Source organism: Sporosarcina sp. P17b (assembly GCF_002743115.1).
Classification (GTDB): Bacteria; Bacillota; Bacilli; order Bacillales_A; family Planococcaceae; genus Sporosarcina; species Sporosarcina ureae_C.
On record NZ_PDYP01000004.1, the window covers coordinates 181,929 to 206,818 of the forward strand.

Annotated in this window: 27 protein-coding genes; 22 read left to right on the forward strand and 5 right to left on the reverse strand. The window is 46.2% G+C overall.

Going from position 1 to position 24,890, the window contains the following annotated elements; genetic code table 11:
• Positions 1 to 11 precede the first annotated feature (11 nt).
• The 18 genes from atpA (at position 12) to CSV76_RS17525 (ending at position 15,934) form a co-directional block, all read left to right on the forward strand.
• Positions 12 to 1,523, forward strand: coding sequence for a F0F1 ATP synthase subunit alpha (gene atpA, locus CSV76_RS06660; protein WP_099625047.1), 1,512 nt, complete (start codon positions 12 to 14; stop codon positions 1,521 to 1,523).
• Positions 1,524 to 1,565: 42 nt separating this feature from the next.
• Entirely contained in the window at positions 1,566 to 2,423 is an 858-nt protein-coding gene (gene atpG / locus CSV76_RS06665; RefSeq protein ID WP_099625048.1) for an ATP synthase F1 subunit gamma, read from the forward strand.
• Between the two features lie 33 nt (positions 2,424 to 2,456).
• Positions 2,457 to 3,872, forward strand: coding sequence for a F0F1 ATP synthase subunit beta (gene atpD, locus CSV76_RS06670; protein ID WP_085132717.1), 1,416 nt, complete (start codon positions 2,457 to 2,459; stop codon positions 3,870 to 3,872).
• A 24-nt stretch (positions 3,873 to 3,896) separates the two neighbouring features.
• Positions 3,897 to 4,301, forward strand: coding sequence for a F0F1 ATP synthase subunit epsilon (locus CSV76_RS06675; protein ID WP_085428157.1), 405 nt, complete (start codon positions 3,897 to 3,899; stop codon positions 4,299 to 4,301).
• 77 nt (positions 4,302 to 4,378) lie between these two features.
• Positions 4,379 to 4,612, forward strand: coding sequence for a DUF1146 family protein (locus tag CSV76_RS06680; protein ID WP_085428158.1), 234 nt, complete (start codon positions 4,379 to 4,381; stop codon positions 4,610 to 4,612).
• Positions 4,613 to 5,291: 679 nt separating this feature from the next.
• Positions 5,292 to 6,587, forward strand: a complete 1,296-nt coding sequence (murA, locus tag CSV76_RS06685; RefSeq protein WP_085428159.1) for a UDP-N-acetylglucosamine 1-carboxyvinyltransferase — start codon at positions 5,292 to 5,294, stop codon at positions 6,585 to 6,587.
• An 86-nt stretch (positions 6,588 to 6,673) separates the two neighbouring features.
• On the forward strand, positions 6,674 to 7,621 hold the full coding sequence (gene spoIID / locus CSV76_RS06690; RefSeq protein WP_085428160.1) for a stage II sporulation protein D: 948 nt from the start codon (positions 6,674 to 6,676) through the stop codon (positions 7,619 to 7,621).
• Positions 7,622 to 7,651: 30 nt separating this feature from the next.
• The gene (locus tag CSV76_RS06695; protein WP_199170408.1) at positions 7,652 to 8,308 is read left to right on the forward strand and encodes a M23 family metallopeptidase; all 657 of its coding nucleotides are present in this window, start codon (positions 7,652 to 7,654) and stop codon (positions 8,306 to 8,308) included.
• A gap of 109 nt (positions 8,309 to 8,417) precedes the next feature.
• Positions 8,418 to 8,690 carry a sporulation transcriptional regulator SpoIIID gene (locus CSV76_RS06700; RefSeq protein ID WP_085428161.1) on the forward strand — a complete coding sequence of 91 codons (273 nt, stop codon included), beginning with the start codon at positions 8,418 to 8,420 and terminating at the stop codon, positions 8,688 to 8,690.
• A gap of 544 nt (positions 8,691 to 9,234) precedes the next feature.
• Entirely contained in the window at positions 9,235 to 10,728 is a 1,494-nt protein-coding gene (glpK, locus tag CSV76_RS06710; protein ID WP_099625051.1) for a glycerol kinase GlpK, read from the forward strand.
• Between the two features lie 141 nt (positions 10,729 to 10,869).
• Entirely contained in the window at positions 10,870 to 11,871 is a 1,002-nt protein-coding gene (gene mreB / locus CSV76_RS06715) for a rod shape-determining protein (protein WP_099625052.1), read from the forward strand.
• Positions 11,872 to 11,949: 78 nt separating this feature from the next.
• Complete coding sequence (locus CSV76_RS06720; protein ID WP_085428165.1) at positions 11,950 to 12,774, forward strand: flagellar hook-basal body protein; 825 nt, start codon at positions 11,950 to 11,952, stop codon at positions 12,772 to 12,774.
• Between the two features lie 40 nt (positions 12,775 to 12,814).
• A complete protein-coding gene (locus tag CSV76_RS06725) occupies positions 12,815 to 13,648 on the forward strand; it encodes a flagellar hook-basal body protein (RefSeq protein WP_099625053.1) in 834 nt (277 codons plus the stop codon).
• A 23-nt stretch (positions 13,649 to 13,671) separates the two neighbouring features.
• Positions 13,672 to 14,286 (forward strand): DNA-directed RNA polymerase subunit beta, encoded by a 615-nt coding sequence (locus CSV76_RS17665; RefSeq protein ID WP_233204417.1) that lies wholly within the window; start codon positions 13,672 to 13,674, stop codon positions 14,284 to 14,286.
• Positions 14,287 to 14,339: 53 nt separating this feature from the next.
• Entirely contained in the window at positions 14,340 to 14,774 is a 435-nt protein-coding gene (fabZ, locus tag CSV76_RS06735; protein ID WP_085428167.1) for a 3-hydroxyacyl-ACP dehydratase FabZ, read from the forward strand.
• 87 nt (positions 14,775 to 14,861) lie between these two features.
• Positions 14,862 to 15,257: a hypothetical protein gene (locus tag CSV76_RS06740; RefSeq protein ID WP_233192364.1), complete on the forward strand. Its 396-nt coding sequence runs from the start codon at positions 14,862 to 14,864 to the stop codon at positions 15,255 to 15,257.
• A 90-nt stretch (positions 15,258 to 15,347) separates the two neighbouring features.
• Positions 15,348 to 15,728, forward strand: coding sequence for a hypothetical protein (locus tag CSV76_RS06745; RefSeq protein ID WP_099625055.1), 381 nt, complete (start codon positions 15,348 to 15,350; stop codon positions 15,726 to 15,728).
• Positions 15,725 to 15,934, forward strand: a complete 210-nt coding sequence (locus CSV76_RS17525; RefSeq protein WP_199173045.1) for a hypothetical protein — start codon at positions 15,725 to 15,727, stop codon at positions 15,932 to 15,934. The genes CSV76_RS06745 and CSV76_RS17525 overlap by 4 nt, the downstream gene beginning before the upstream one ends.
• Here the strand turns inward: CSV76_RS17525 and CSV76_RS17950 are convergent.
• Positions 15,898 to 16,389 (reverse strand): alanine-zipper protein, encoded by a 492-nt coding sequence (locus tag CSV76_RS17950; RefSeq protein ID WP_369823303.1) that lies wholly within the window; start codon positions 16,387 to 16,389, stop codon positions 15,898 to 15,900. The genes CSV76_RS17525 and CSV76_RS17950 overlap by 37 nt on opposite strands.
• Before the next feature lie 99 nt (positions 16,390 to 16,488).
• Positions 16,489 to 16,941 carry a YwpF family protein gene (locus tag CSV76_RS06755; RefSeq protein ID WP_085428172.1) on the reverse strand — a complete coding sequence of 151 codons (453 nt, stop codon included), beginning with the start codon at positions 16,939 to 16,941 and terminating at the stop codon, positions 16,489 to 16,491.
• 253 nt (positions 16,942 to 17,194) lie between these two features.
• Here CSV76_RS06755 and CSV76_RS06760 point away from each other — a divergent pair, with 253 nt between their 5' ends.
• Positions 17,195 to 17,599: a single-stranded DNA-binding protein gene (locus CSV76_RS06760; RefSeq protein WP_233204425.1), complete on the forward strand. Its 405-nt coding sequence runs from the start codon at positions 17,195 to 17,197 to the stop codon at positions 17,597 to 17,599.
• 336 nt (positions 17,600 to 17,935) lie between these two features.
• A complete protein-coding gene (locus tag CSV76_RS17530; protein WP_199173040.1) occupies positions 17,936 to 18,094 on the forward strand; it encodes a hypothetical protein in 159 nt (52 codons plus the stop codon).
• Between the two features lie 37 nt (positions 18,095 to 18,131).
• Here CSV76_RS17530 and CSV76_RS06765 read toward each other — a convergent pair whose 3' ends face one another.
• The 3 genes from CSV76_RS06765 to CSV76_RS06775 form a co-directional block, all read right to left on the reverse strand.
• Positions 18,132 to 20,873, reverse strand: coding sequence for a DEAD/DEAH box helicase (locus CSV76_RS06765; protein WP_099625058.1), 2,742 nt, complete (start codon positions 20,871 to 20,873; stop codon positions 18,132 to 18,134).
• Complete coding sequence (locus tag CSV76_RS06770; RefSeq protein WP_099625059.1) at positions 20,870 to 22,444, reverse strand: hypothetical protein; 1,575 nt, start codon at positions 22,442 to 22,444, stop codon at positions 20,870 to 20,872. The genes CSV76_RS06765 and CSV76_RS06770 overlap by 4 nt, the downstream gene beginning before the upstream one ends.
• A gap of 90 nt (positions 22,445 to 22,534) precedes the next feature.
• Positions 22,535 to 22,960 (reverse strand): helix-turn-helix domain-containing protein, encoded by a 426-nt coding sequence (locus tag CSV76_RS06775; protein ID WP_143560351.1) that lies wholly within the window; start codon positions 22,958 to 22,960, stop codon positions 22,535 to 22,537.
• Positions 22,961 to 23,116: 156 nt separating this feature from the next.
• Between CSV76_RS06775 and CSV76_RS06780 the strand changes: the two genes are divergently transcribed.
• Together CSV76_RS06780 and CSV76_RS06785 are read left to right on the forward strand one after the other, a co-directional pair.
• A complete protein-coding gene (locus tag CSV76_RS06780; protein ID WP_099625061.1) occupies positions 23,117 to 23,461 on the forward strand; it encodes a hypothetical protein in 345 nt (114 codons plus the stop codon).
• A 157-nt stretch (positions 23,462 to 23,618) separates the two neighbouring features.
• Positions 23,619 to 24,068 (forward strand): transcriptional regulator, encoded by a 450-nt coding sequence (locus tag CSV76_RS06785; RefSeq protein ID WP_085428178.1) that lies wholly within the window; start codon positions 23,619 to 23,621, stop codon positions 24,066 to 24,068.
• The last annotated feature ends 822 nt before the right edge of the window (positions 24,069 to 24,890 follow it).

Consider the following 24,890-nt stretch of genomic DNA (forward strand, 5'->3'; position numbering starts at 1 on the left):
GGGTGACATACATGGGCATCAAAGCTGAAGAAATTAGCGGTCTGATCAAACAGCAGATCGAAAATTATCAGTCTGAAATGGAAGTAAGTGAAGTAGGTACTGTAATCCGTGTAGGTGACGGTATCGCACTTGCTCATGGCCTCGACAATGTCATGGCGGGGGAACTTCTTGAGTTCTCTACCGGCGTAATGGGTCTGGCACAAAACTTGGAAGCGAACAACGTAGGTATCGTTATCCTTGGGCCATACACAGACATTAAAGAAGGCGATGAAGTTCGTCGTACAGGCCGTATTATGGAAGTACCAGTCGGAGAAGAATTGATCGGCCGTGTCGTCAATTCACTTGGACAACCAGTTGATGGACTTGGTCCAATCAATACAACAAAAACTCGTCCTATCGAAAGCCCTGCACAAGGGGTTATGGCGCGTAAATCAGTTCACGAACCACTACAAACAGGAATCAAAGCGATTGACGCTCTAGTTCCAATTGGCCGTGGACAACGTGAATTAATCATCGGTGACCGTCAAACAGGTAAAACTACTGTTGCGATTGACGCAATCCTAAACCAAGCTGACCAAGACATGATCTGTATCTATGTTGCAATCGGTCAAAAAGAATCTACTGTTCGTGGAGTTGTTGAAACTCTACGCAGAAACGGTGCACTCGATTACACAATCGTAGTAACTGCATCTGCATCAAGCCCGTCGCCAATGCTATTCTTGGCACCATACACAGGTATTTCGATGGCAGAAGAATTCATGTTCGCAGGCAAGCACGTGCTAATCGTTTATGATGATCTATCTAAACAAGCAGCAGCTTACCGTGAACTTTCCTTGCTACTTCGTCGTCCTCCAGGTCGTGAAGCATATCCAGGTGATGTCTTCTACCTACACAGCCGTTTACTTGAGCGTGCTGCGAAGTTGAATGACGATCTAGGAGCAGGATCTATCACAGCATTGCCGTTCGTTGAGACACAAGCAGGAGATATCTCCGCTTATATCCCAACAAACGTAATTTCTATTACAGACGGACAAATCTTCTTGCAGTCTGATCTATTCTTCTCAGGTGTACGTCCAGCGATCAACGCCGGTCTTTCCGTATCCCGTGTTGGTGGATCAGCGCAAATTAAAGCAATGAAGAAAGTTGCCGGTACCCTTCGTTTGGACTTGGCAGCATTCCGTGAACTAGAAGCATTCTCACAATTCGGTTCGGATCTAGACCCTACGACAAGAGCGAAACTGGACCGCGGTCACCGCACAGTTGAAATCTTGAAGCAGGACTTGAACAAGCCGTTGAAAGTCGAATACCAAGTTATCAGTCTATATGCACTGACACGCGGTTACCTCGACGATATTCCAGTAAAAGACGTATTGCGTTTTGAAAGTGAAATCACTAGCTGGTTAGAATCCAACCATACGGAAGTGTATGATCATATCCGTACAACGAAAGATCTTCCAGCTGATGACGTAATGAGCGCAGCGTTCAACGAATTCAAGAAAAATTTCGTAGTTTCTGAAGCGTAATATTCCTTGAATGGATCTTAAAATAAAGGTGGTGAATAGCCAGTGGCGTCCTTACGCGAGATAGAAAGCCGTATTGCTTCAACAAAAAAGACGAGTCAAATCACGAGAGCGATGCAAATGGTATCTGCTTCAAAACTGAACCGTGCAGAAGTGAATGCGAAGAAATTCGTACCTTACATGGATAAAGTAGAAGAAGTAGTTGGTGCTATTGCAGCCGTAACGAAAGATTCCGGACATCCTCTATTAACAGCACGTCCCGTTAAGAAGTCTGCGTACATCGTAGTTACTTCTGACCGTGGTCTAGTTGGTGGATACAACGCGCACATTTTCCGTGCAGTTACCCGTGCAATCGAACAACGCCATAAATCGAAAGATGAAGTGGTCATTATCGCGATCGGTCGTAAAGGCTATGAATTCTTCGGCCGTCTGGGTTACCAGATCGAAGAAAGCCTGATCGGACTTTCGGATCACCCTCGTTTTGAAGAAGTAAAAGATATCGCGAATCGGGCTGTTGGCATGTTCACAGAAGGCGTTTATGATGAAGTGTTCTTGTATTACAACCACTTCATCTCCGCCATCTCCAACGAAGCAACTGAACGTAAATTGCTTCCACTCACAGATATTTCATCAGGTTCAGCTAATTCATCTTATGAGTTCGAGCCTTCAGCAGAAGCGATTCTCGAAACACTTCTCCCACAATACACGGAGAGCCTCATTTATGGAGCAGTACTTGATGGAAAAGCGAGCGAACATGCTTCCAGTATGACAGCGATGAAGACGGCGACAGACAATGCGTCTGATCTAATCGATTCGTTAACATTACAATTTAACCGCGCTCGTCAAGCAGCGATCACTCAGGAAATCACTGAAATCGTAGCCGGCGTAGCAGCACTCGAATAATAGATTTGAAACAGTAAGACAGGAGGGAAAAGCATGAGTAATGGACATATTCTTCAAGTTATGGGTCCGGTTGTCGACGTTAAGTTTGAAAACGGACAACTTCCAGCGATCTATAACGCATTGAAGGTTAATATCGATCGTTCCAACGGAGTGGTTGAAGTATTGACTTTAGAAGTAGCACTTCACCTTGGTGATGATGCAGTTCGTACGATTGCGATGTCCTCGACAGATGGTCTGAAACGCGGTACGTCAGTAATTAATACAGGCGCACCAATTTCTGTTCCAGTCGGCGACGTTACACTCGGACGTGTATTTAACGTACTAGGTGAGGAAATTGACCTGCGTGAGCCAGTTCCTGCTGATTCACAACGTGACCCAATTCACCGTTCTGCACCAACATTCGAATTCCTTTCTACAGAGGTAGAAATTCTTGAAACAGGAATTAAAGTAGTTGACTTGCTTGCACCATACATTAAGGGTGGTAAAATCGGACTCTTCGGTGGTGCTGGAGTTGGTAAAACAGTTCTAATTCAGGAATTAATCAACAACATCGCACAAGAACACGGTGGTATTTCCGTATTCGCTGGTGTTGGAGAGCGTACTCGTGAAGGAAATGACTTGTACTTTGAGATGACTGATTCAGGCGTTATCAAGAAAACGGCAATGGTCTTCGGTCAAATGAACGAGCCACCAGGCGCACGTATGCGTGTAGCACTTTCTGGCTTGACTATGGCTGAGTATTTCCGTGATGAGCAAGGACAAGACGTTCTATTGTTCATCGATAACATCTTCCGCTTTACACAAGCAGGTTCTGAAGTTTCTGCCCTACTAGGTCGTATGCCATCAGCGGTTGGATACCAGCCAACATTGGCTACTGAAATGGGTCAGTTACAAGAGCGAATCACTTCTACTAATAAAGGATCGGTTACATCGATCCAAGCAATCTACGTACCAGCGGATGACTATACGGATCCAGCTCCGGCAACAACTTTCGCTCACTTAGATGCAACAACGAACTTGGAGCGTAAACTTTCAGAGATGGGTATCTACCCAGCTGTGGATCCACTAGCTTCTTCTTCACGTGCATTGAGTGCGGAAATCGTTGGACCGGAACACTACCGTGTAGCTCGTGAAGTACAAACAACTCTTCAACGATACCGTGAATTGCAAGATATCATCGCAATCTTAGGTATGGATGAGTTAGATGAAGATGACAAGCAGATCGTTGATCGCGCTCGTCGTATTCAGTTCTTCTTGTCACAAAACTTCCACGTTGCTGAGCAGTTTACAGGACAAAAAGGTTCTTACGTTCCAGTTCCTGAAACAATCAAAGGCTTTGCTGAAATTCTAGAAGGTAAGTATGATCACTTGCCGGAAGATGCATTCCGTTTAGTTGGACGTATCGAAGAAGTAATTGCAAAAGCAAAAGCTATGGGTGTAGAAGTCTAAGAAAAGGGACCAGGAGGGAAAAAAATGAGTAAAATCAAAGTGAATATCGTCACTCCCGACGGCCCTGTTGTTGAAATGGATGCGAACATGGTGATAGCAGTTACCGAAGCTGGTGAGATCGGGGTTTTACCCGGTCACATCGCAATGGTCGCACCACTTCAAATTGGTGCACTTCGCCTAAAGACAGATGGCAAAACAGTAACAGTCGCAGTCCACGGAGGCTTCATCGAGGTCCGTCCTGAAGTGGTCACTGTATTGGCACAGAGTGCGGAACTGGCTGAGTCCATTGATATTGCACGTGCAAAGAAAGCCGCTGAAAAAGCTGAGCAAGATCTTCAGAAAAAAACTGATGACCTTTCCCATAACTTACACGAGCTTGATTTGAAACGTGCTATCAACCGCATGCAAGTGTATGAACAGCGTATGTAATCTATAACTAAAATGGACGGACAGACAATCTCTGTCCGTCCATTTTCTCTATATTCAAGAAAAAAGGAGTGGAAACAATGGACAGCATGCTAGGCAGCAATCCATTACTCGCGATGGTATCGCATATCTTCTTCATCGGCGTTAGCTTCTATGCACTACAAGCTATCTTGCCAGAAAATATCATACGAAAAAATCGTGTATTCCAAACACAACTTTTGTTTATTTTACTAAGTATTGCTATCGGCTCGACCGTATCAAAATTCTTTTTAGACATATCCTATTGGTCAGGAAGATGGGCAACTTGGTTTTGATTTCCTTCAGCTGAAGCTCTACTAGCCTCACAACGGAAATCAGAACTCTAGCTGAAGGAAATTAAAACGAATAAGGTAAAGAAAGAATTGGTCAATTTATAAGCACCGTTGATTTCCGTTCCGGGCGGACGCTTTCCGCAGGAGTCGCCGCCTGAAACGGAAATCAACTTATGTACTGCATCGCTATCTATTCAATACTAATAAGATGTACCTGATACTTTAATGATTAGAACAACTGTTCACACAATATCACTAGGATTGCAGTGGAAGACGGGGGACGACTCCGGAAAGTGTTCCCCCGTCTGCAACGAAAATCCCAACCAGATCACAGAATTGGCTTTCCTCGCCACAACTCTGTAATATTCATGTAATAAAAATAACGGCAAACACGTGTAAAATGTAGGATTAACGGGTATTAGCAGTAATGTGGCTAAATAAATGGGTCATTTGCAATCACATTGTGTCATATCAAAACATATACTACATCACGCAAGAAATAACACAAAACTGCGCCGGAAGTTACTTGTTTAGTAAGGTTTTACAAGGTACAATAGTAGATGTTTTATATGTTAAATTTGGAAACTGACAAATGACTAGGCTTCAACAATGAAAATGTTTATAGACGATTTTTGATAATAGGCTGTGGATGAAGGATAAATTGGACTCGGAGGGGCTATTGGTGGAAAAAATTATTATTAACGGCGGACGGACTTTAAAAGGGAACGTACGTGTAGAAGGTGCGAAGAACGCGGTATTACCGATCTTGGCTGCTGCTTTATTGGCATCTGAAGGAGTGAACGTCATTCGTGATGTTCCTAACCTATCGGATGTTCGGACAATCAATGAAGTGCTAAAAAGTTTAAACGCAAAGATCACGCATGATCCGGAAAACGGGGAAGTCATCGTAGATTCACGTGGAAGACTAGCAGACGAAGCACAATTTGAATTTGTACGTAAAATGCGCGCATCCATTTTAGTAATGGGACCGTTACTGGCGCGTAACGGATTCGCACGTGTCGCATTACCAGGCGGCTGTGCAATCGGTTCAAGACCTATCGATCAACATTTGAAAGGCTTCGAAGCAATGGGAGCGGAAATTTCATTTGGACATGGACATGTCGAAGCGAAAGTAGATGGCCGATTAAAAGGCGCAAAAATCTACTTGGACTTCCCGAGCGTAGGTGCAACAGAAAACATTATGACAGCTGCTGCACTCGCTGAAGGTACAACGATCATCGAGAACGCTGCGAAAGAACCTGAAATCGTCGACTTGGCGAATTTCATCAATGAAATGGGCGGTAAAGTAGTAGGTGCAGGTACGGATAACATTCGTATTGAAGGTGTAACAACAATGTATGCATCCACTCACCATATTATACCGGATCGTATCGAAGCAGGAACATTTATGGTAGCTGCAGCAATCACAGGCGGAGACGTCACGATTGAAAACGCAGTTCCTGAACACTCGACTGCTTTGATTTCAAAATTAACTGAAATGGGTGTAGTCATCACGGAATTGGATGAAGGGGTTCGTATCACAGCGAAACACCCACTTAAGGCAGTCGATTTGAAGACAATGCCACATCCAGGTTTCCCTACAGATATGCAATCACAAATGATGGCATTGATGTTAACAGCTACCGGTATCGGTGTGTTGACCGAAACTGTATTTGAAAATCGCTTCATGCACGTGGAAGAATTCCGCCGTATGAACGCAGACGTAAAAATTGAAGGACGTTCTGTTATTGTTTCAGGACCTTCAAAAATCCAGGGAGCGGAAGTCGCAGCCACAGACTTGCGTGCCGCTGCATCACTCATCCTAGCCGGACTCGTAGCAGAAGGTATTACACGTGTGACGGAATTGGTTCACTTAGATCGCGGTTATGTGGACTTTGACAAGAAACTCAAAGCCCTAGGCGCAGACATAACACGTGTCTCTACTGAACAAGAAGTTACTGAATCTCAATTAGCATAATCTTCAAGACCATGGACAGTTTACTGTTCATGGTTTTTTCGATTTTTACAATGAATACACGATTGTTCGCTAACATATAGTCTAGTATGTACAAAAAACTACTCGTTTTATTCATTATTTTCACATTATTTATTATTCCTATTCTTGTAAGACAAGCGCCAGAGTTGAAACTGGTAGAACAGCGAGAGGAGAAGTACTGCGATGTGTTGATTACGGTCATAGGTGTGGACGAGCCGATTCCGTTAGAAGAATATGTTGTCGGGGTCGTAGCGGGAGAGATGCCTGCCGATTTTCATCCGGAAGCATTGAAGGCGCAAGTAATTGCTGCTCGCACCTATGCGGCTAGAAACACGGATAAAGGGGTCAAGCCTATTGCCAAAGACGTCTCTGCGCAAGTATATCGTACAGAAGCAGAGCGCAAAGAACGCTGGGGCAAGTCATTCAAAGACAATGAAAAGAAAGTCCGCCAAGCAGCTGAAGCGACTGAAGGTAAAATAATTGTATATGGAGAAGAAATTATATCTGCCATGTTTTTCTCTACATCTAACGGCAAAACGGAAGCCGCGCAAAACTTCAGCGGCAATCCGGTTGAATATTTACAAAGTGTAGATAGCCCAGGTGAAGAAGATGTGGCGCCAACCGTAGAGCGCAAGCAAGAATTAACATTAACGGAGTGGAATCGTAAACTCGGTTTCAATTGGAATGCTAATCAATTCCGCGAACTACAACTCGTGCGTAATCAAACGGGACGTGTTCAGAAAATTATCGCAGGACCCTATGAAACGAGCGGACGACAGATCCGAGAAAAACTTCATTTGGCTTCCACCGATTTCAATATTGCTTATGACGTTAACAATCAAATCGTCCTTATTACGACCGTTGGTTATGGCCATGGCGTCGGGATGAGTCAGTATGGTGCGGAAGCTTTCGCGCAAAAAGGATGGACCGCCGATCAAATTCTGTCGCACTATTATACAGGTACAAAAATACAAAAAATAAATTTACCTGAAGATCGATGTTTAAAATCCCCGTAACTTGCAAAGAATGCAAGTGAGGTGATGAACATGCGAGAAGAAAAACCAAAGGCCCCTTCTCAGGAGATCAAGAAAACGAAGAACGGCTGGTTCTGGCCTGCCATTTATACGAGCGTAGCGCTCTTATTCATCGGCATGGTATGGGGATACACCGCATTGACGACGGAAGAATCTGCCCCGTCTGAAGTTGCAAAAGTAGACCAGCCAAAAGAAAATGTCACGGTAGAAACAAATGCATCAAAGGAAACACTGAAGTATCCATTCGATGAAGCAAAAGTAGATTCAGTCGCCATCTTACAAGAATTTTATGATGCAGAAGCAGACGAAGCAGTGCGTGAGAAAGCACTACTCGTATTCAACCAGACGTACGTCACCAGCAAAGGACTTTCTTTATCGATGGACGGTGAACCGTTCGAAGCTGTAGCGGCAATGAGCGGAACAGTCGAAGAAGTCATCGTGGACTCATTCAAAGGAACAGAAGTCCGTTTGAAACACGCGGACGGTAAGACGACGATCTACGGTTCGTTAACAGGTGTACTTGTGAAAGAAGGCGACACAGTCCAACAAGGGCAAGTGCTCGCGACAACGACTCAGAATGAATGGAATCCTGAAGCAGGCATCCACTTGCAATTCGAAATCCAGCAAGACGGAGTCGCCGTGAATCCACATGATTTCCTAGCATTTTAATAGGTAGCATCCAAGCCATTCCACCCCCTGGAATGGCTTTTTTCATATGTTGACACACGTTCGCATACACTACATTAGTCAAAGGAGTGAATAGAGAAAGGAAGAGGGCGTGCACGAGCAAATTAGAAAACGCTGCGTACGACTGGGCAAGCTACTGATCGAGACCAACTTGACAGTGCGCGCGCTAGCCAATGCGACCGGCTACTCCAAAAGTACGGTCCACAAAGACTTAACGGAACGACTACCGAATGTAGATCCATGCTTGTCACGGAAAGTCGCAGAAATTTTGGCTTATCATAAATCCATCCGCCACTTGCGCGGAGGAGAAGCCACCCGACAAAAATGGAAAAATGAAAACGAAGCACAAAAAGCAGATGCCTAGCCACACTGAAAATGAAGCAGTAATGTACTGTACCCATACAAGCAGCCTGAAATCATGAGCAGCTATCCAGATGATCGTGTATCTGGGTAGCTTTTGTTTGGTTGTGTATCTATGCTGCTAGCTATCCGCTCTATGCATGTCCGCGAGTGCTCTATGCGTCATCCTATCCGCTCTATCGTCCGCGCCATCCGCTCAATCCCAGTCCGCGAGTGCTCTAAGCGTCGTCCTATCCGCTCTATCGCCCGCGCTATTCGCTCTATCCGCGTCCGCGAGTGCTCTAAGCGTCGTCCTATCCGCTCTATCGCCCGCGCCATTCGCTCTATCCCAGTCCGCGAGTGCTCTATGCGTCGTCCTATCCGCTCTATCGGCCGCGCCATTCGCTCTATCCATGTCCGCGAGTGCTCTAAGCGTCATCTTATCCGCTCTATCGCCCGCGCCAATCGCTCTATCTCCGTCCACAAACGCTCTATCACCCCACCAACCGCCTAAACCCACAAAACCATGTATAATAGACAACAAAACAACGCAACGGGAGGAATGAATCATGACAAAAAAGTATATTCTGGCGCTCGATCAAGGCACCACGAGCTCACGTGCTATTTTATTCGATAAAAAGGGTGACATCTTCCACACGGCACAACAGGAATTCAAGCAGTACTTTCCAAAGTCCGGCTGGGTGGAACACAATGCGGATGAAATCTGGAGTTCGATTCTTTCCGTTATCGCAGCTGTCATTTCTGAAAAAAATATTACCGCCACACAAGTCGAAGCAATCGGCATCACCAATCAACGCGAAACGACTGTCGTCTGGGACAAACATACTGGCGATCCGATTTATCATGCGATCGTTTGGCAATCCCGCCAAACTGCTGATATTTGCGAGGAGCTAAAAACCGCTGGACATAGTGAGCTATTCCGTAATAAAACCGGCTTGCTGATCGATTCCTATTTCTCCGGAACGAAAGTGAAATGGATTCTTGATAACGTAGAAGGCGCACGCGAAAAGGCGGAGAATGGGGACTTGCTGTTTGGCACGATCGATACGTGGATCATCTGGAAGCTTTCAGGAGGCAAAGCACATGTTACCGACTATTCAAACGCCTCGCGCACGTTAATGTACAATATCCACAAGCTAGAGTGGGACGAAGAGCTGCTAGACATTCTCGGTGTTCCTAAAGCCATGTTGCCAACGGTCTGTGAGTCATCCGAAGTCTACACACATACCGACGCCAAACACTTTTTTGGCCACGAAGCACCCATCGCGGGAATCGCGGGGGATCAGCAGGCGGCTTTATTTGGTCAGGCGTGCTTTGAAAGCGGCATGGTGAAAAATACGTATGGAACCGGCTGTTTCATGCTAATGAACACAGGAGAGAAAGCCGTAACATCTGAAAATGGATTGTTGACGACGATTGCTTGGGGGATCGATGGCAAAGTGGAATATGCACTCGAAGGAAGTATTTTTGTTGCGGGTTCCGCCCTTCAGTGGCTACGTGACGGCCTGCGTATGTTCCGTAACGCCTCGGAAAGCGAGAGCTATGCCAAGCGTGTCAAATCAACTGACGGCGTCTACGTCGTGCCTGCATTCGTTGGACTCGGCACACCATACTGGGACAGCGATGTGAAAGGGGCCGTTTTCGGTCTGACACGCGGAACGACGAAAGAGCATTTCATACGCGCGACGCTTGAATCACTCGCCTACCAAACGAAAGACGTCCTCGACGCGATGGAAGCGGACTCGGGGATTTCATTGAAAACGCTACGGGTGGATGGGGGCGTTGTGTCGAACGATTTCCTGATGCAATTCCAGTCAGACTTACTTAACGTACCGGTCGAGCGTTCAACGATCAATGAAACTACAGCACTTGGCGCAGCGTATCTTGCAGGCCTTGCAGTAGGATTCTGGAAGGACCGCAATGAAATTGCAGAGTACTTATGTCTCGATCAACCGTTTGAACCGAATATGGAAGAAACCGTACGCGAAGAACTTTATGCAGGTTGGCAAAAAGCCATTCGCGCGACAATTGCCTTTAAATAATTCTTTAGCCGCCGCTAACTTGCTGGCGGCTTTTTGATTTGTCAACCTATCGAACGATGTCAAATAAAGTAGAAATATGATATAATGAACAGCTAGAGAGTTTAACCAGACAGGACGGATGGGGAAGGGGATAGAGTCACGATGTTTTCGAAAGAAATTGGGATCGACTTGGGTACTGCCAATATATTGATATATATGAAAGACCATGGTCTTGTCATCAACGAGCCGGCTATCATGGCGATCGATAAACGTTCGGATGAACCGATAGCTTTTGGTATAGAGGCCAATCAAATGATTGGTCGTGCACCAGAACATATCCAAATCGTACGCCCAATGAAAGACGGGAACATTGCGGACTTCGAAATGGCCCGCGTATTGATTCAGCACTTCCTCGAGAAAGCGCAAGGAAAGGGCTTGCGTGGCAAACCCCATATTACGATGTGCTGTAAAGCGGATACGACCCGGGTAGAAAAAAGCGTCATCCAACAAGTAGTGATGGGAGCTGGAGCTAAACAGGTCGTGATCGAGGAAGAATCGAAAGTGGCGGCAATCGGAGCGGGAATTGATATATCTAAACCTTCAGGCAATATGATAGTCGATTTAGGCGCCGGTACGACAGACGCGTCCGTGCTTTCAATGGGGGAAATCGTATCCTTTAAAACTACGAATATCGGTGGCCTTTATTTTGATCAGTGCATTATTCAACATATACGAAGAAAATATGATGTATATATAGGCGAAAAAACGGCAGAACAAGTGAAAAAAGAAATCGGCCTTGTTGTAATGGGCGGACAGAAGCCGAGCGCGATGAACGTGCACGGTAGTGACCTAGCGACAGGTATTCCGAAGACGATTGAAGTGACAGCCGAAGAGATCCATCAGGCATTACGTGTGCCAATCAGTAAAATCGTCCAGACGACAAAAGACGCATTGGAAGAAACGCCACCGGAGCTCGCTGCAGACGTAGCGCAGCGCGGCATCATTTTAATCGGTGGCGGCGCATTGCTTCCTGGGATCGATACCTTATTATCCGAACATTTGAAAGTCCCGGTTTTCATTGCAGAAAATCCGCTCACTTGTATTGCGCAAGGTACGGGTCTGTTAATGAACAAAGCGGGTAAAGCCTCAACACGCATAAATTGACCTGCCATGCAAGCGGCAAGTAGTGTATACTAAAAAGAACGATTTATCTGAAATGATGATGCGAAGGAGTGAAATGAAATGTTTCGTGGTTTTTATACAGTAGGATCAGGCATGATCGCACAGCAACGCCGTACGGAAATGCTGTCCAATAATATCGCGAACGCCAATACGCCAGGCTATAAAGCTGAGCAGTCGACGATTCGTGCGTTCCCGGAAATGTTCATGTCCCGATTGGATTCGATGCGCGTACCGACGGAAAAAGGCTTGAGTTTCAATAACCTTTCCAAAGTAGGCGAATTATCGACAGGCGTCTATATGCAAGAAACCTTGCCTTTATTCGCGCAAGGACAATTGCGGGAGACTGAACAAAAGACCGATATTGCATTAATTGATGGACCGATGGAAGTGGACGAAGAAACCGGTGTTGCAGGAACAGTGTTTTTCACGCTTGAAGGCGAGAATGGCGGTCAATACTATACACGAAACGGGAATTTCGCTGTCAACGCAGAAGGCTATCTGACCAATCCATCCGGCCTATTTGTCCTTGACGATGCGGGCAACCGGATCGAACTGGCAAGTGACGATATTCGCGTGACGGATTCAGGCGTAGTTTTCGCAGGGGAAACGGAAGTGGCGACACTAGGGATTGCCTACTCTGACGGACCTAATGCGCTGTCCAAGCAAGACAATGGACTGTACACGACAACTGACGGCAATGCATTGCCAACTGGCGGCACATACTCGATGCAACAAGGCTATCTCGAAGATTCCAATGTCGATGCCGCGCGCTCGATGACGGATATGCTGACAGCTTACCGTGCATTTGAAGCCAATCAAAAGATTCTTCAAGCTTATGATCGCAGTATGGAAAAAGCGGTCAATGAAGTAGGACGAGTCAATTAATGACTACATATAGAAACATGCGAAAAGGACGTGACCTTTTATGATTCGCACGATGACTACCGCCACGAATACGATGAACCAGTTGCAGCAACGTCTTGACTTGATCGGCAACAACTTATCGAACGTCGGCACACATGGATATAAATCCTCGGACGCTACATTCCAGGAACTTTTATTCCAACAAATGAATAACGACAAAGCAGATAAAGCGGACCGAAGTTCAGATCTTGGCATCCGCATGGGTACCGGCGCACATCTTGGTAGCTTGCAGATGAACTGGAAAGTCGGCTCCGTTCAAGTAACGGATCGTCAACTCGACTTTGCGTTGACGGAACCGAAACAACATTTTAATTTGATTCAGCCAACAGACAATGGGGAAGAAATCATTTACTCGCGCAAGGGTAATTTCTATTTGTCACCTACTGCAAACGGCGACAATAGGCTCGTCAATGAAGAAGGACTAGCAGTGGCGGATACAGCAGGACGTCCCATCGTCTTTTCTGGACAAGCGACCGACTATCAAATTCGCCCTAACGGTGTATTGCAAGTCACTACTCCGCAAGGCACGCAGGACTTCAATCTCGGTGTTACGGTTCTTGAAAAGCCAGATTCGATGGTTCAGCTTTCCGCAACGAACTTCGGTTTGCCGACGGATCTCGCAGCACTAGGACTTGCAGCTAATGATTTGTTAACAGAAATGACCGGAGCGGGTCGAAACCAAATTGGCTTGCAAAATCAAGCACTCGAAACATCCAACGTAGAGTATGAAAAAGAAATGGCCGATTTGATTTCGACGCAACGTGCCTATCAATTCAATGCGCGTTCCGTAACTATGGCGGACCAGATGATGGGCTTAATTAATGGCATTCGCTAACGCGTGCAATAGGAGTACTGACTATGAGTGAAAAACATACAAATTTCAAAAAAATAACAGAACCACTTTCCCCTGTGCAACCGTTTGAACCGTTGAAGACTAAAGAACCTGTAGAGCCAGCGAGCACACCGGAAATGGAAGATCCAATCAAACTGACAGAAACAGATCAGGACGTACCGACTGTAGCGGACGAAGTGGCTGTCACGCTGTCAGAGCCACTTGTGACAGACGAAGTAGTTGGTGAAGACAATCAACCGATTGTGGAGCCGGAAGCTCTAGAAACAGCACCTGACGTCTCACAGCAAGAAGTAGAAGAAACGCTTCTAATCGAAACGGAACCTGTAAAAAAACTACCTGCACCAGAAGAATCCAACGCGTCGTTCTGGACGAAAATTCAGTCCAAATGGCCACGCAAGGAGCGCACTAAAAAACCTATGAAACCTGTAAGTGAAATGCGCTGGGTTCAAGTCCGTATGATTCCAATCTGGCTACGCATGCTGATTTTACTCGTGTTGCTCGTCTTGGCCGCTGCAGTCGGTGCAATGGTAGGCTTTAGTGTGATCGGTGACGGCACAGCAGCCGATGTCTTCAAAAAAGAGACATGGCAACATATTTTTGATATCATGAATGGTAAATAAGTACAGAAAGGTCTGACATCTTCAGAACCTCTAGAATAAAGGAGACACATTTCATGCTGAACGCTACACAAATACAAGAAATCATTCCACATCGCTACCCATTCCTGCTCGTTGACCGCATCGAAGAGCTTGAAGAAGGTAAGCGTGCAGTCGGATTAAAAAACGTATCTATCAATGAAGACTTTTTCAACGGCCATTTTCCTGGCTATCCCGTCATGCCAGGCGTTTTAATTGTAGAAGCACTTGCCCAAGTAGGCGCGGTCGCTTTGCTCAAGAAAGAAGAAAACAAAGGTCGTTTGGCATTTTTCGCAGGTATTGATAATTGCCGCTTCAAACGCCAAGTAACACCTGGCGACACGCTTCGTCTCGAAGTAGAAATTGTTCGCTTGCGCGGAACGATTGGCAAAGGAAAAGCCGTCGCTACCGTAGAAGGCGAAGTTGCATGTGAAGCAGATATTACATTCGCACTAGGACCAGTCCAGGAGTAGTACTATCGTTTTGCTTAACACGAAAAATTTGATATAATAATCATTGGAATGCCAATATTGGCATACAGTGGGAGGGTACATTACAGCATGTTAAAGAAGCTTTCTCCGAATATAAAGAGCAGCATCACTCGTTCCATATCGCAATCATTTGAACAATATATGAGTGAAATCGGCTGGTCAGCAGAAGATTACAACATCGAACAATTTTACGCCAACTGGCGGGAATACATTACGACTAAAGCTCTTTGGTACGACAAGATTCCCGATGACATCAAAGCAGATCCCGAGTTCCATAAAGAATTAGCCGAGCGTGTAGAAGGAGTATTAATTCGTATCCTCAATGATCCGCCAACAGAAGAGCAGATCGCGCAAATCGAAATTCTGCAGCAAAAACTTAACACTCATTACGATTATGGCTGTAAAGCGGAAGCTGTATACGTTCAAAACGTATTGGAAACGACGTCTAATCAGTCGGATAATTAAAACGAATAGTTCTCTCCTTTTCGCACAAGCTAACGAAGAACATACCGATACGTATGGTTCATAGCTCGTAAAAAAGGAGGGAATTTTTTTATGATCAGAAAAGCTCTGCCGGTAGTTTTTGCATCTGCACTCGTCCTAACCGCATGTAACACGAACAACGGCGCACTTCCAAGCAACAACGAAACGCCGATGCAAGATATGGAACGCGACAATACGCCGAACGGTAACAAGCGTATGGGTCCAAATCTTGACGGTCTGGATGACAACAATGACCGTGGTATCATGAGGGACGAAGGAGATCGTATCATTGAGGATACACGCGAAGGGATAGACAGAACACGCGATGAACTCCTCGATGACAATAACGAAAACCGCGGTGCACGCGACGACAACAACTTGAACGGCAACATGAACGGCAACGACGCTGCTCCAAACGGCGTTCTACGCGACGAAGATCGTAAAGTACGATGATTCCAGCCACTATAAAAACGACCCTGCATATCGAATGCATGGGTCGTTTTTGTGTGTTTGGATTTGGTGGTTTGTCTAGTTTGCTCAATGCGGTGAGTTATCCGCTCTATGCGGTGAGTTATCCGCTCTATGTGGCGCGTTATCCGCTCTATGGGGCGCGTTATCCGCTCTATGGGGTTGAGTTATCCGCTCTATGGGGTGCGTAATCCGCTCTATGGGGTGCGTTATCCGCTCTATGCGGTGCGTTACCCGCTCTATGCGGTGAGTTACCCGCTCTATGCAGCGAGTTATTCGCTCTAAGCGGCATGCTATCCACTCTATGTGGCGCGTTATCCGCTCTAAGCGGTGAGTTATCCGCTCTAAGCGGTGAGTTATCCGCTCTATGTGGCGTGTTATCCGCTCTATGCGGTGCGTTATCCGCTCTATGCGGTGCGTTATCCGCTCTATGCGGTGCGTTATCCGCTCTATGCGGTGCGTTATCCGCTCTATGCGGTGCGTTATCCGCTCTAAGCGGCATGCTATCCACTCTATGTGGCGCGTTATCCGCTCTATGCGGTGTGTAATCCGCTCTATGGGGCGCGTTATCCGCTCTAAGCGTTGCGTTATCCGCTCTAAGCGGTGAGTTATCCGCTCTAAGCAGCGAGCTACCCGCTCTAAGCATCACAATATCCGCACTAACAACCCACCCAACCCACCCAAACCCACCAAAAACCAAAAAAAGCCACCCAAAAAAGGGCAGCCACCAAAAACACAATCACAATCACAACTTCGTCTTCTCATCAGGATCCGTGTCACGCTTCAACTTCGGTCGATCCCACATGCCCATCTCGAATTGCTCAAGCAACGCATCGCCCGCGAAGCCTTCATCCAGCAACTCCTCAAGCAAATGCTCTGCGTATTTCGAACGGGCGCGCTTCAAACGACCCTTCATCAATACGGAAATCCGGTCGCCGATCTGACTCCAGTTTTCTACCGCCACATCGAACGAAGCGGGTTCATTGCCGGGATACGAAATGACGACGCGCACTGTCAGCAACGTCTCCTCGACCTTCCATTTATCCATAATGTCCTTATACTTGGCATCAATGAACAACTCAAGAACCCACAAACGATGACTGTTTTCCTGATTGATGATAATCCCGTCATACAGTGGAAACGCAAGCACACCATTCTCCTGCATCACTTCCACCGAAATCATCTTAAACGTCTTCAATCCTATCACCTCGGTACAATTTTCCCAAGTATAGCATAAAAATCTCACAATACTCGAAAATTCAATAATGCATTACGCAGGATCCACATGAAACCTTATCAACACAAGAAACTCCGAAAATCACGTCCAATGAAAATTGAAAAAGCTATACGAAAACGGCATCAAAATTCAATTTTGCCACTTTGCTTGAACTGCCCTTTGTAGATTACGATAAGGGCAGCACAAAGAAGGGAGGGACAAACTCTTGAACCAAGTGGCTTTAGTAGGGCGTATCACCAAAGACCTCGTATTAAAAGAACACGCATCTGGACGTGTCAACACCACGTTCGTCCTCGCTATTAATCGCAGCTTCAAAAACGCCAGCGGAGAAGTGGCAACCGATTTCGTGCTGTGCTCCGTTTGGGGGCGATCCGCCGAAAACCTAGTCCGTCACTGCGGCAAAGGATCACTCATAGGCGTCAGTGGAAGTATTCAAACTCGGAACTACGAACGGGAAGATCAGTCGAAAGTGTACATCACAGAAGTTATGTGCAACGACGTTCGCTTCTTGTCAAAGTCACCAAAATCTCAACACGCCGAAATGAAAACGCATTCATCTACTGAGCCGAAACGTTTTGAAGAAGCGAAAACAGCAGAAACCGCACTTCCAATTTTCTAACACCAGCCTAAAACGAAAGGGGAGGAGACAAAGGCTGATCCGCCGTCACACAGCCACTGTTGATCAACTCCTGATCCATTGGCTAACACACAATTGAAGAGAAACGAAAAAAGAGAAAACAGAAACGACACTACAAGCATATTCGCCAACTAGCAATACCTAATCGGCAGAAGCAAGAGCGGGTGGGGACTCGATCCTCTGTGATGCCGGGAGTACATTCAGCATAGGAACTGAATCGATTTTACGCCAACTCATCCGTCGTCCGTTTTGCTGGAGACCACTTCCAAAAGACGGACTGACGGAATACATACCCGCCCATAGAAAGGAAGAAGCCCCATGCCAACCACTTCTACCGTTGTACACAAACAAGATATCGAGCGCTTAGAAGACCAGCTCGGTCAGCTAATCCGTATCATCGCCAACATGAACGAGCGCATCAACTACCTCGAAACAATCAAAACCAACCCGTTCCTCATCCCCTCCAAATCACAATAAAAAGACTTGCATCACGTTCGATGCAAGTCTCACTCAATTAATTAAACGTCAGCAAATCCTCGAGCTCTCGATCATTGAGTTCCGTCAACCACTGACTCGAATGAATCAAATCAGCTGACAAAGCCGCCTTCTCGACGAGCATCTCGTCAATCTTTTCCTCGATTGTCCCGACCGTTACAAATTTATGCACATGCACAAATTTGGTCTGCCCGATACGGTACGCACGATCCGTTGCCTGGTTCTCCACAGCCGGATTCCACCAGCGGTCTGCGTGCAATACGTGATTCGCCTGTGTCAAGTTCAAGCCGGTGCCCCCAGCTTTCAACGACAGGATGAAAATCGGGAATTCCCCGTTTTGGAACGCTTCAACCAATGCATCACGCTGTCCTTTCGGCATACTACCCGTCAAGAACGGCACGTCGATTCCATGTAATTCAGACAAGCACTGACGGATCATCTGCCCCATACCGATGTACTGCGTGAAGATTAAGCATTGCTCCCCATTCGCCGCAATCTCCGCTGCCATGGAGACGATTCGTGCCATTTTATTGGAACGCTTCGTCAACTCGGCAGCAGGGGCTGGCGGTTCTTTTAAGAATAATGCTGGATGGTTACATAACTGCTTCAAACGACTGAGCATCTTCAAGATCAAGCCTTTTCGCTCAAACCCTGTCAGTGTTTCAAGTTTGAACTTCGTCTCCGAGACAAAACTCTCATACAATGCAGCTTGCTCAGTAGTCAGCGGTACATATTCATTTTGCTCGAGCTTCTCTGGCAAGTTCAAGCGCAATTCCGGATCATTCTTCGTCCGGCGCATCATGAACGGCTGGATTCGCGCACGCAATTTCCGTTTCTCCGCTTCGAGATCATCTCGCTCGATCGGCACGATGAACTCTTCGCTGAATTTACGGAAACTGCCGAAATAGCCTTTATGAATGAAATCAAAAATAGCCCATAACTCCGATAAACGGTTCTCGATGGGCGTACCCGTCAAGGCGATATGATGTCCACCGCGCAACTTGCGAATTGCTCGTGACTGCTTCGTCTGCAAGTTCTTAATATTTTGCGCTTCATCAATCGTCACATTCGCGAACTCATACACCGACAGCATCTCAGTATCTTGTGTGGCGGTACCGTATGTCGTCAAAATAATATCCGCTTGACGCGTACTCATGATATCCGCAAATTGTTCCTCGCGCGCACGATTCGTTCCGTAATGTACGTGTACCGTTAGCGAAGGCGCAAAACGCTCAAGCTCTTTCTGCCAGTTGCCCATGACACTCGTCGGACAAATGATCAGCGAAGGGGAGTCCGTTTCCGGTAAATCATGCACATACAGCAAATACGCGATGAGCTGCACAGTCTTACCTAGTCCCATATCATCCGCAAGCACGGCACCGAACTTATTATCCCGCATGAAATGAAGCCACTCGAAACCTTCCTGCTGATACGGACGCAACTCTGCGTGCAACGTTTTAGGTACGGGAACAGCCGGCAAACCTTTCTTGTCATGCAACATATTCATCACTTTACGTAACGACTGCTGCATCGAGAACGCAACGAGCGGATCGTCTTCTTCCTCTTCCTCAAATGAAGGCGCAATCTCTTCCGGCACTTCATTGAACAGCAAATCTTTCACCGTCCACTCGCCGTCGTCCACTTGCTCCATCAACTCACGAATCCGCTTGAGCCATGCCGGATCCAAATGGAACCACTCATCGCCTGCACGAATATATTCTCGGTTCTCATCGACCATCTTCTGGAACTGGTCTTTATCGATCTTTTCGCCAGCTAATGAAAACTGCCAATCAAACGACAATACTTGATCAAGACTGGCTGACGAACGATACGACTGCATTCCTGCAGAAGTACGAATCTTTAACTTCGTCTCTGTCACCGTCTTCAACCAAGCCGGTAATATAACGGGGTAATCAAACGCCTGACAAAGCGGCAAATCTTCCTGAATGAAAATCCGCACTTGCGCATCATTTAACGGCACATGCATAAACTGTCTTGGCTCATACCATTCGACCGAACGGAAAATCCCGACCATCTCGGATTGACGCTCTTCAATCTCTTCTGCATACTCCTTGCGTTTTGCTGGCAACGCATTTTCCATCGAGCCTGCAATTTTACCAATCGCCGGCGACCATTGCGCCCCTCTATCACTAATTAAGATCGTCTCAAGCAACCAATCCGTTTCATCGATATCCGGCTCCGTCAAACGAAGGGCTACGCGGAACGGTAACTTCGACTTTTCGGTATTTGGCCATCCATACTGCTGGAAGTGAGGTAACAAAGCAGGGAAGTCCGCCATCGAAACACCAAGCGTCGCCAACTGTCCGCGCATCGCAAGCGAAATATAGCGTCCAGCTTGCTCAGATAAATGGGTCTTGTCGAGATTAAACGACAGTCCAGACTCCGTCGCTTCCACATATGAAAACAACGCAGGGTCATTCCACAACGTCGCGGCTTCACGAATGTCTGCCAGTACTTGTTCATCATTAGAAGTCGCACCCGAGTATTGCACATACGGATGACTGCCAGCCGAAAACAAGCGCAGCAACATATCGATCGATACGTCGAGCCAATTATCTCGCTGCTCCACTAACATTCCATACATCGTCGGTTCATCCGAATAAAATAAATACGACACCAACATGTCCGCGTCGATCTTGCGCGTTTCTCTTTCGACATTTGCGGATACGATGAACACGCCATCCTGTCCTTCTTGTAACGTTAACTCTAATGAAAGTTGTAAGATGTTCGAATCGGTCATAACAGTAGATTTCCTTTCTCCATCTCTTCCATCAGTGCACGCAGACGTGGGAATTGCTGGCGGACTGTATGGACATAACGGTTCCAAAATTCATTGCGGCCATCGCGCTTCGCAGCGGTCTTCATCTGCTTCCACAAACGCACCGCACGACGATAGCTATCACGATTTTTCTCTTTAACTAATTTCAAGGCCTCCGCATGCATAAGAGGGAACACGGCTTGTGAATCTTCCGCCAGTGCCGTCTTTAGCGCCGAGCCGTCAATCATATCGACCGATCCGCGAGTCAAATGCATAAGCGCAGCCCATTCTGAGTAGCGATTGCGCTCGAATAAAAATTTGCCATACGCACGACTCGCTTCCGGACCGTACGATTGGAATAATTGATCACGCTGCTCTTCCGGCACGTCAGAAAGTGACAGTAATTCATCAATATCTTCAGCGAAAGCCGAACGATTACGCGCTGCCAGTTGCTGATAATACTCGGCCAAATGCGGAAGCAATTTCAGCATGATCGACTGTACGATATCAAAGTCTTCATCTTCCTTCGCATAAAGCGCAAATGCCAACCACTGAGGAACTGCGGTTGCATCTAAATTATTCAGCTCCTGATCAAGTTCATCAAAGCGACCTGACGTCAAGTAGAGGAACGCACGAAATAACGGCGCATCCTCTGCCGTTTCTTTCTCCAAGCGCTCAATTTCTTGTGTCAATTCCGCTTCGTCTTCGTAGAGCTCAGTATAGACAAGACGGAACGCTTCAAAACGCTTCGAGAACAATCCTTCTTCGTCTACTGCGAATGAATGGATTAAATCCTTCAGCTTCGTATGGAAGGCGTCCGTTTCAAATAAACGTGATTTCGAACTAAGTTGCTTAATACCCGCTTTCATTTCGGACATCTGTTCATTGAGCCAGATCGTCAACTGCCATTTGCCGTAATGATAGGAATCATTGGCGGATAGTTCATTTTTTAGGAACGGCCAAGCCGCCCGCATTAGTGTCAGTTGATAGTACAGCGAAAAGAGCGGCTTCCATTCCCATTCAAAAGGAGAAAGCCGCGTCTTCTGATGTTCGATTTTTGAAGCGTAATGCAAGAATCCAGTCGGTCCGTCACTCGGATTTAACTCGGTGAGCGGCTTCACTAATGCGGATAATGCAGTCAACCAAGCTTCCGGTGTCCGTTCACTGATCGATAATTGCGTTTGCACAGTTCCTGACTGGCGCCACGTATTCAGCCAATCGGATAATGAATGAAACTGCGAATACAAATGAAAGACCACCGCGATCTGATGCGAGCACCAATCTCCGCCAGCACATGTGCAGTACGGTTCCATTGTTTGGAAGGAAAGACGCGCGAATTCAGACTCGGTACCCGAAATATTTGCCATTAACGATTGCTCGGTTTCCGTGTAGCGATACGCACCAATTGCGTTCATACGTACAAGTGAAGCCGCCTTGCGTATAATTTCCGCCTGCTCAGGGACAGACGGCTGAAATGTATGTTTAATATGGTTCATGAATTCTTCGATTTGCGATTCGTGCATATTTGCGATTCGTTCAATAGTGATGGCCACCGAATCCACTCCTTACTTAAGCATTCCTCCTATTATACCGTTTTTATCAATGTTTTACCACAACTTGAGGAGCTTAATAAGATTCAGATTTCATTTACCCGATTGATTATGGATTAGCTGCATGAGGTTCAACATGCCTGACAGCAACAACTGGCGGTTTTCGTGGTCCAATGAATCGACCTGTAAAATAAATTCTTTCAGCAATGGCTCATTTTCAATCAGCGATCCATATTGCGCAATAAACCCTTTTTCGTATGTGGCGGTACTATCAAGCGTTCGATTGGAAAGAGGGCGCAATGACTTTAACGGCTTATCCATAATCATCGCAAGCAATACATCGTCCGGGATATTATACGTTTCCTTGATCCGTGGAATTAAATAAATTGGAAAGCCGCGTATGTCCGATTCATACCTCGACATCGTTGCGCCATCCACTCCGAGATCCTCTGCCATCTGCTTCTGAGAGATGTGTAAATACTCATCCCGATATTCTTTCAACTGTGTTCCGAAACTCATTTTCATCACCCATTTTTTCTCGCCATCTTATAAGAAAAGGGTCCGTCATTTTGATTAATTGTCATTTAAGCAATTCGAATTGACGTAATGACAATTAATAAATTTATTCAAAAGGATATGAGAAGATAATGAATAAAAAGTAGAAAGTAGGCGAATGTGATAGAAAAAGTGCAATTGACCTTACACGTTCCACAATTACAGTCTCGCTCCAAAACGCCTGAACCGGTCATAGCAGGTGAACCATGCTTCTTTCATTCTCTTGAACAGTATTGCGAAAAGTCCATCCACGATCCAAGTGGAAGAGTTTCGTATTTGTATGGCATCACACGTGACGAGATGATTTTCGAACAAGTCGTCATCTATTATGATGCTAATCAAATTATCTTTTCCTATGAGAAAACGAATGTGGATGCGAGCAAAGAATTGCTCGAACAATTGAAAAAAGAGAACATCGAATATCATCCTATGTCCAAAACTTTTCTCGTAGGGCCTGACGAATAACCCAATCAACGGCGTGATTCGCCACTATGACCGCTATCTGAAAAATTCTCTTGGTATATTAGAAGGTTTCCGACTCATATCATGCACAAAATCCTCTTTGTTGTGATATATTATTAATAATCGGAAAATTCAAACAAATGAAGAGGAGGGGGAAGATATGCTAGTTATACAGCGGATCAAGCCATTTTATACCAGGAAGGAAGAGTTCAACTTACGCCTTGTATTCGCTTATCAATATTTCTCTATTAAGCGAAATGATGAGGTGTTCCAATTCGTACCGGCAGAGGGGAAGGAAATCGTCGTCAACACGAAGAGTCTGCAGATAGAAAACTTAGGAGAGGTATTTGTCTTTCAACGAGGAAACCGGTTTATACGGCTCCCGCTTTATCAATTACTGCTAGTTTCCGATTTACATTTGCATTTGTCGACTATACTCGAAGGAGCGATGGGATTGGAAGGCCATCTACAGGAGGAGTACATGCGTGAAGCAGACGGTTTGGTTGAGAAGTTGGAACGGGATAATTGGGAACGAATGGTAGACTACGCACTCGAAACGAAAAACCAGCTCTTGTTTAAGGAGTTGATGGAAGGACTGCGAATGATTTGATCATCACTATGACGCGTTAAAAAACACCTCAGTCGAAAAGCACATGCGTGTGCGTCGAAGTTGAGGTGTTTTTATGTGGGATGCTTTGTTCGTTTGGTTGTCATAGTGTTAGGAAATGGAGCGCTAGTACGAATAGTCCTGATCCACCAAGGCCTAGTGCAAAGTCTTGCCATGTAAACTCAATTGTCTTGTCCAAGTTCATCGCTCATCACTCCTCTTGTAATTAGAGTCACAGGACCCTATTACTTCCTATTATAGACTAATTCTTTAGATTGGAAACATTCAGATAACTAAATGAATCTAATGGACTAGGGGGTTTTTAACAGGTAAAGGCTGGCAGAGGGTAGGGGGAGGGATTTCAAGTGCAAAGATGTGCTCCCAACGCTTCGCTTATGCTCGCAAAGGCCGTACTTCGCTACGGCCTTCGCTCTAGGCGGACGCTTTCCCATGGGCCCGCGGTGAGCCAACTAGTCACTGCGTTCCTTTAGTTGTCTCACCTGATCGGGCTGATCCATCGGAAGTCGCCGCCTGCCGCTCCAATCCCTTGCAGTGTGAGTGGGGGATACTTTTAGATGTCATTAAAGTTAGGGTTGTAATTATTTAGAAGTGCACTAGAACTAGAACTTAACTAAGTTCAAAAACAGTACTAGTTCACACACTATCGCAAGAAAACGATCTAACTCCACCCACCATAAAAGTAGGATTGCAGCGGAAGATGGGGGCGACTCTGGGAGGATCAGGGTGACAGGTGAAACACCCAGCGAGCATAGCGAGGGGTGTGGTTCACCGCCCGCCCTCCAGAAAGCGTCCCCCACCTGGAGC

What these genes read in the sequence shown, in the direction of transcription:
- atpA (WP_099625047.1), top strand. Translation starts at nt 12, where the DNA reads ATGGGCATCAAAGCTGAAGAAATTAGCGGTCTGATCAAACAGCAGATC.
- atpD (WP_085132717.1), top strand. Translation starts at nt 2,457, where the DNA reads ATGAGTAATGGACATATTCTTCAAGTTATGGGTCCGGTTGTCGACGTT.
- CSV76_RS06675 (WP_085428157.1), top strand. Translation starts at nt 3,897, where the DNA reads ATGAGTAAAATCAAAGTGAATATCGTCACTCCCGACGGCCCTGTTGTT.
- CSV76_RS06680 (WP_085428158.1), top strand. Translation starts at nt 4,379, where the DNA reads ATGGACAGCATGCTAGGCAGCAATCCATTACTCGCGATGGTATCGCAT.
- spoIID (WP_085428160.1), top strand. Translation starts at nt 6,674, where the DNA reads ATGTACAAAAAACTACTCGTTTTATTCATTATTTTCACATTATTTATT.
- CSV76_RS06695 (WP_199170408.1), top strand. Translation starts at nt 7,652, where the DNA reads ATGCGAGAAGAAAAACCAAAGGCCCCTTCTCAGGAGATCAAGAAAACG.
- glpK (WP_099625051.1), top strand. Translation starts at nt 9,235, where the DNA reads ATGACAAAAAAGTATATTCTGGCGCTCGATCAAGGCACCACGAGCTCA.
- mreB (WP_099625052.1), top strand. Translation starts at nt 10,870, where the DNA reads ATGTTTTCGAAAGAAATTGGGATCGACTTGGGTACTGCCAATATATTG.
- CSV76_RS06720 (WP_085428165.1), top strand. Translation starts at nt 11,950, where the DNA reads ATGTTTCGTGGTTTTTATACAGTAGGATCAGGCATGATCGCACAGCAA.
- CSV76_RS06725 (WP_099625053.1), top strand. Translation starts at nt 12,815, where the DNA reads ATGATTCGCACGATGACTACCGCCACGAATACGATGAACCAGTTGCAG.
- CSV76_RS17665 (WP_233204417.1), top strand. Translation starts at nt 13,672, where the DNA reads ATGAGTGAAAAACATACAAATTTCAAAAAAATAACAGAACCACTTTCC.
- fabZ (WP_085428167.1), top strand. Translation starts at nt 14,340, where the DNA reads ATGCTGAACGCTACACAAATACAAGAAATCATTCCACATCGCTACCCA.
- CSV76_RS06740 (WP_233192364.1), top strand. Translation starts at nt 14,862, where the DNA reads ATGTTAAAGAAGCTTTCTCCGAATATAAAGAGCAGCATCACTCGTTCC.
- CSV76_RS06745 (WP_099625055.1), top strand. Translation starts at nt 15,348, where the DNA reads ATGATCAGAAAAGCTCTGCCGGTAGTTTTTGCATCTGCACTCGTCCTA.
- CSV76_RS17525 (WP_199173045.1), top strand. Translation starts at nt 15,725, where the DNA reads ATGATTCCAGCCACTATAAAAACGACCCTGCATATCGAATGCATGGGT.
- CSV76_RS17950 (WP_369823303.1), bottom strand. Translation starts at nt 16,389, where the DNA reads ATGCTTAGAGCGGGTAGCTCGCTGCTTAGAGCGGATAACTCACCGCTT.
- CSV76_RS17530 (WP_199173040.1), top strand. Translation starts at nt 17,936, where the DNA reads ATGCCAACCACTTCTACCGTTGTACACAAACAAGATATCGAGCGCTTA.
- CSV76_RS06765 (WP_099625058.1), bottom strand. Translation starts at nt 20,873, where the DNA reads ATGACCGATTCGAACATCTTACAACTTTCATTAGAGTTAACGTTACAA.
- CSV76_RS06775 (WP_143560351.1), bottom strand. Translation starts at nt 22,960, where the DNA reads ATGAGTTTCGGAACACAGTTGAAAGAATATCGGGATGAGTATTTACAC.
- CSV76_RS06785 (WP_085428178.1), top strand. Translation starts at nt 23,619, where the DNA reads ATGCTAGTTATACAGCGGATCAAGCCATTTTATACCAGGAAGGAAGAG.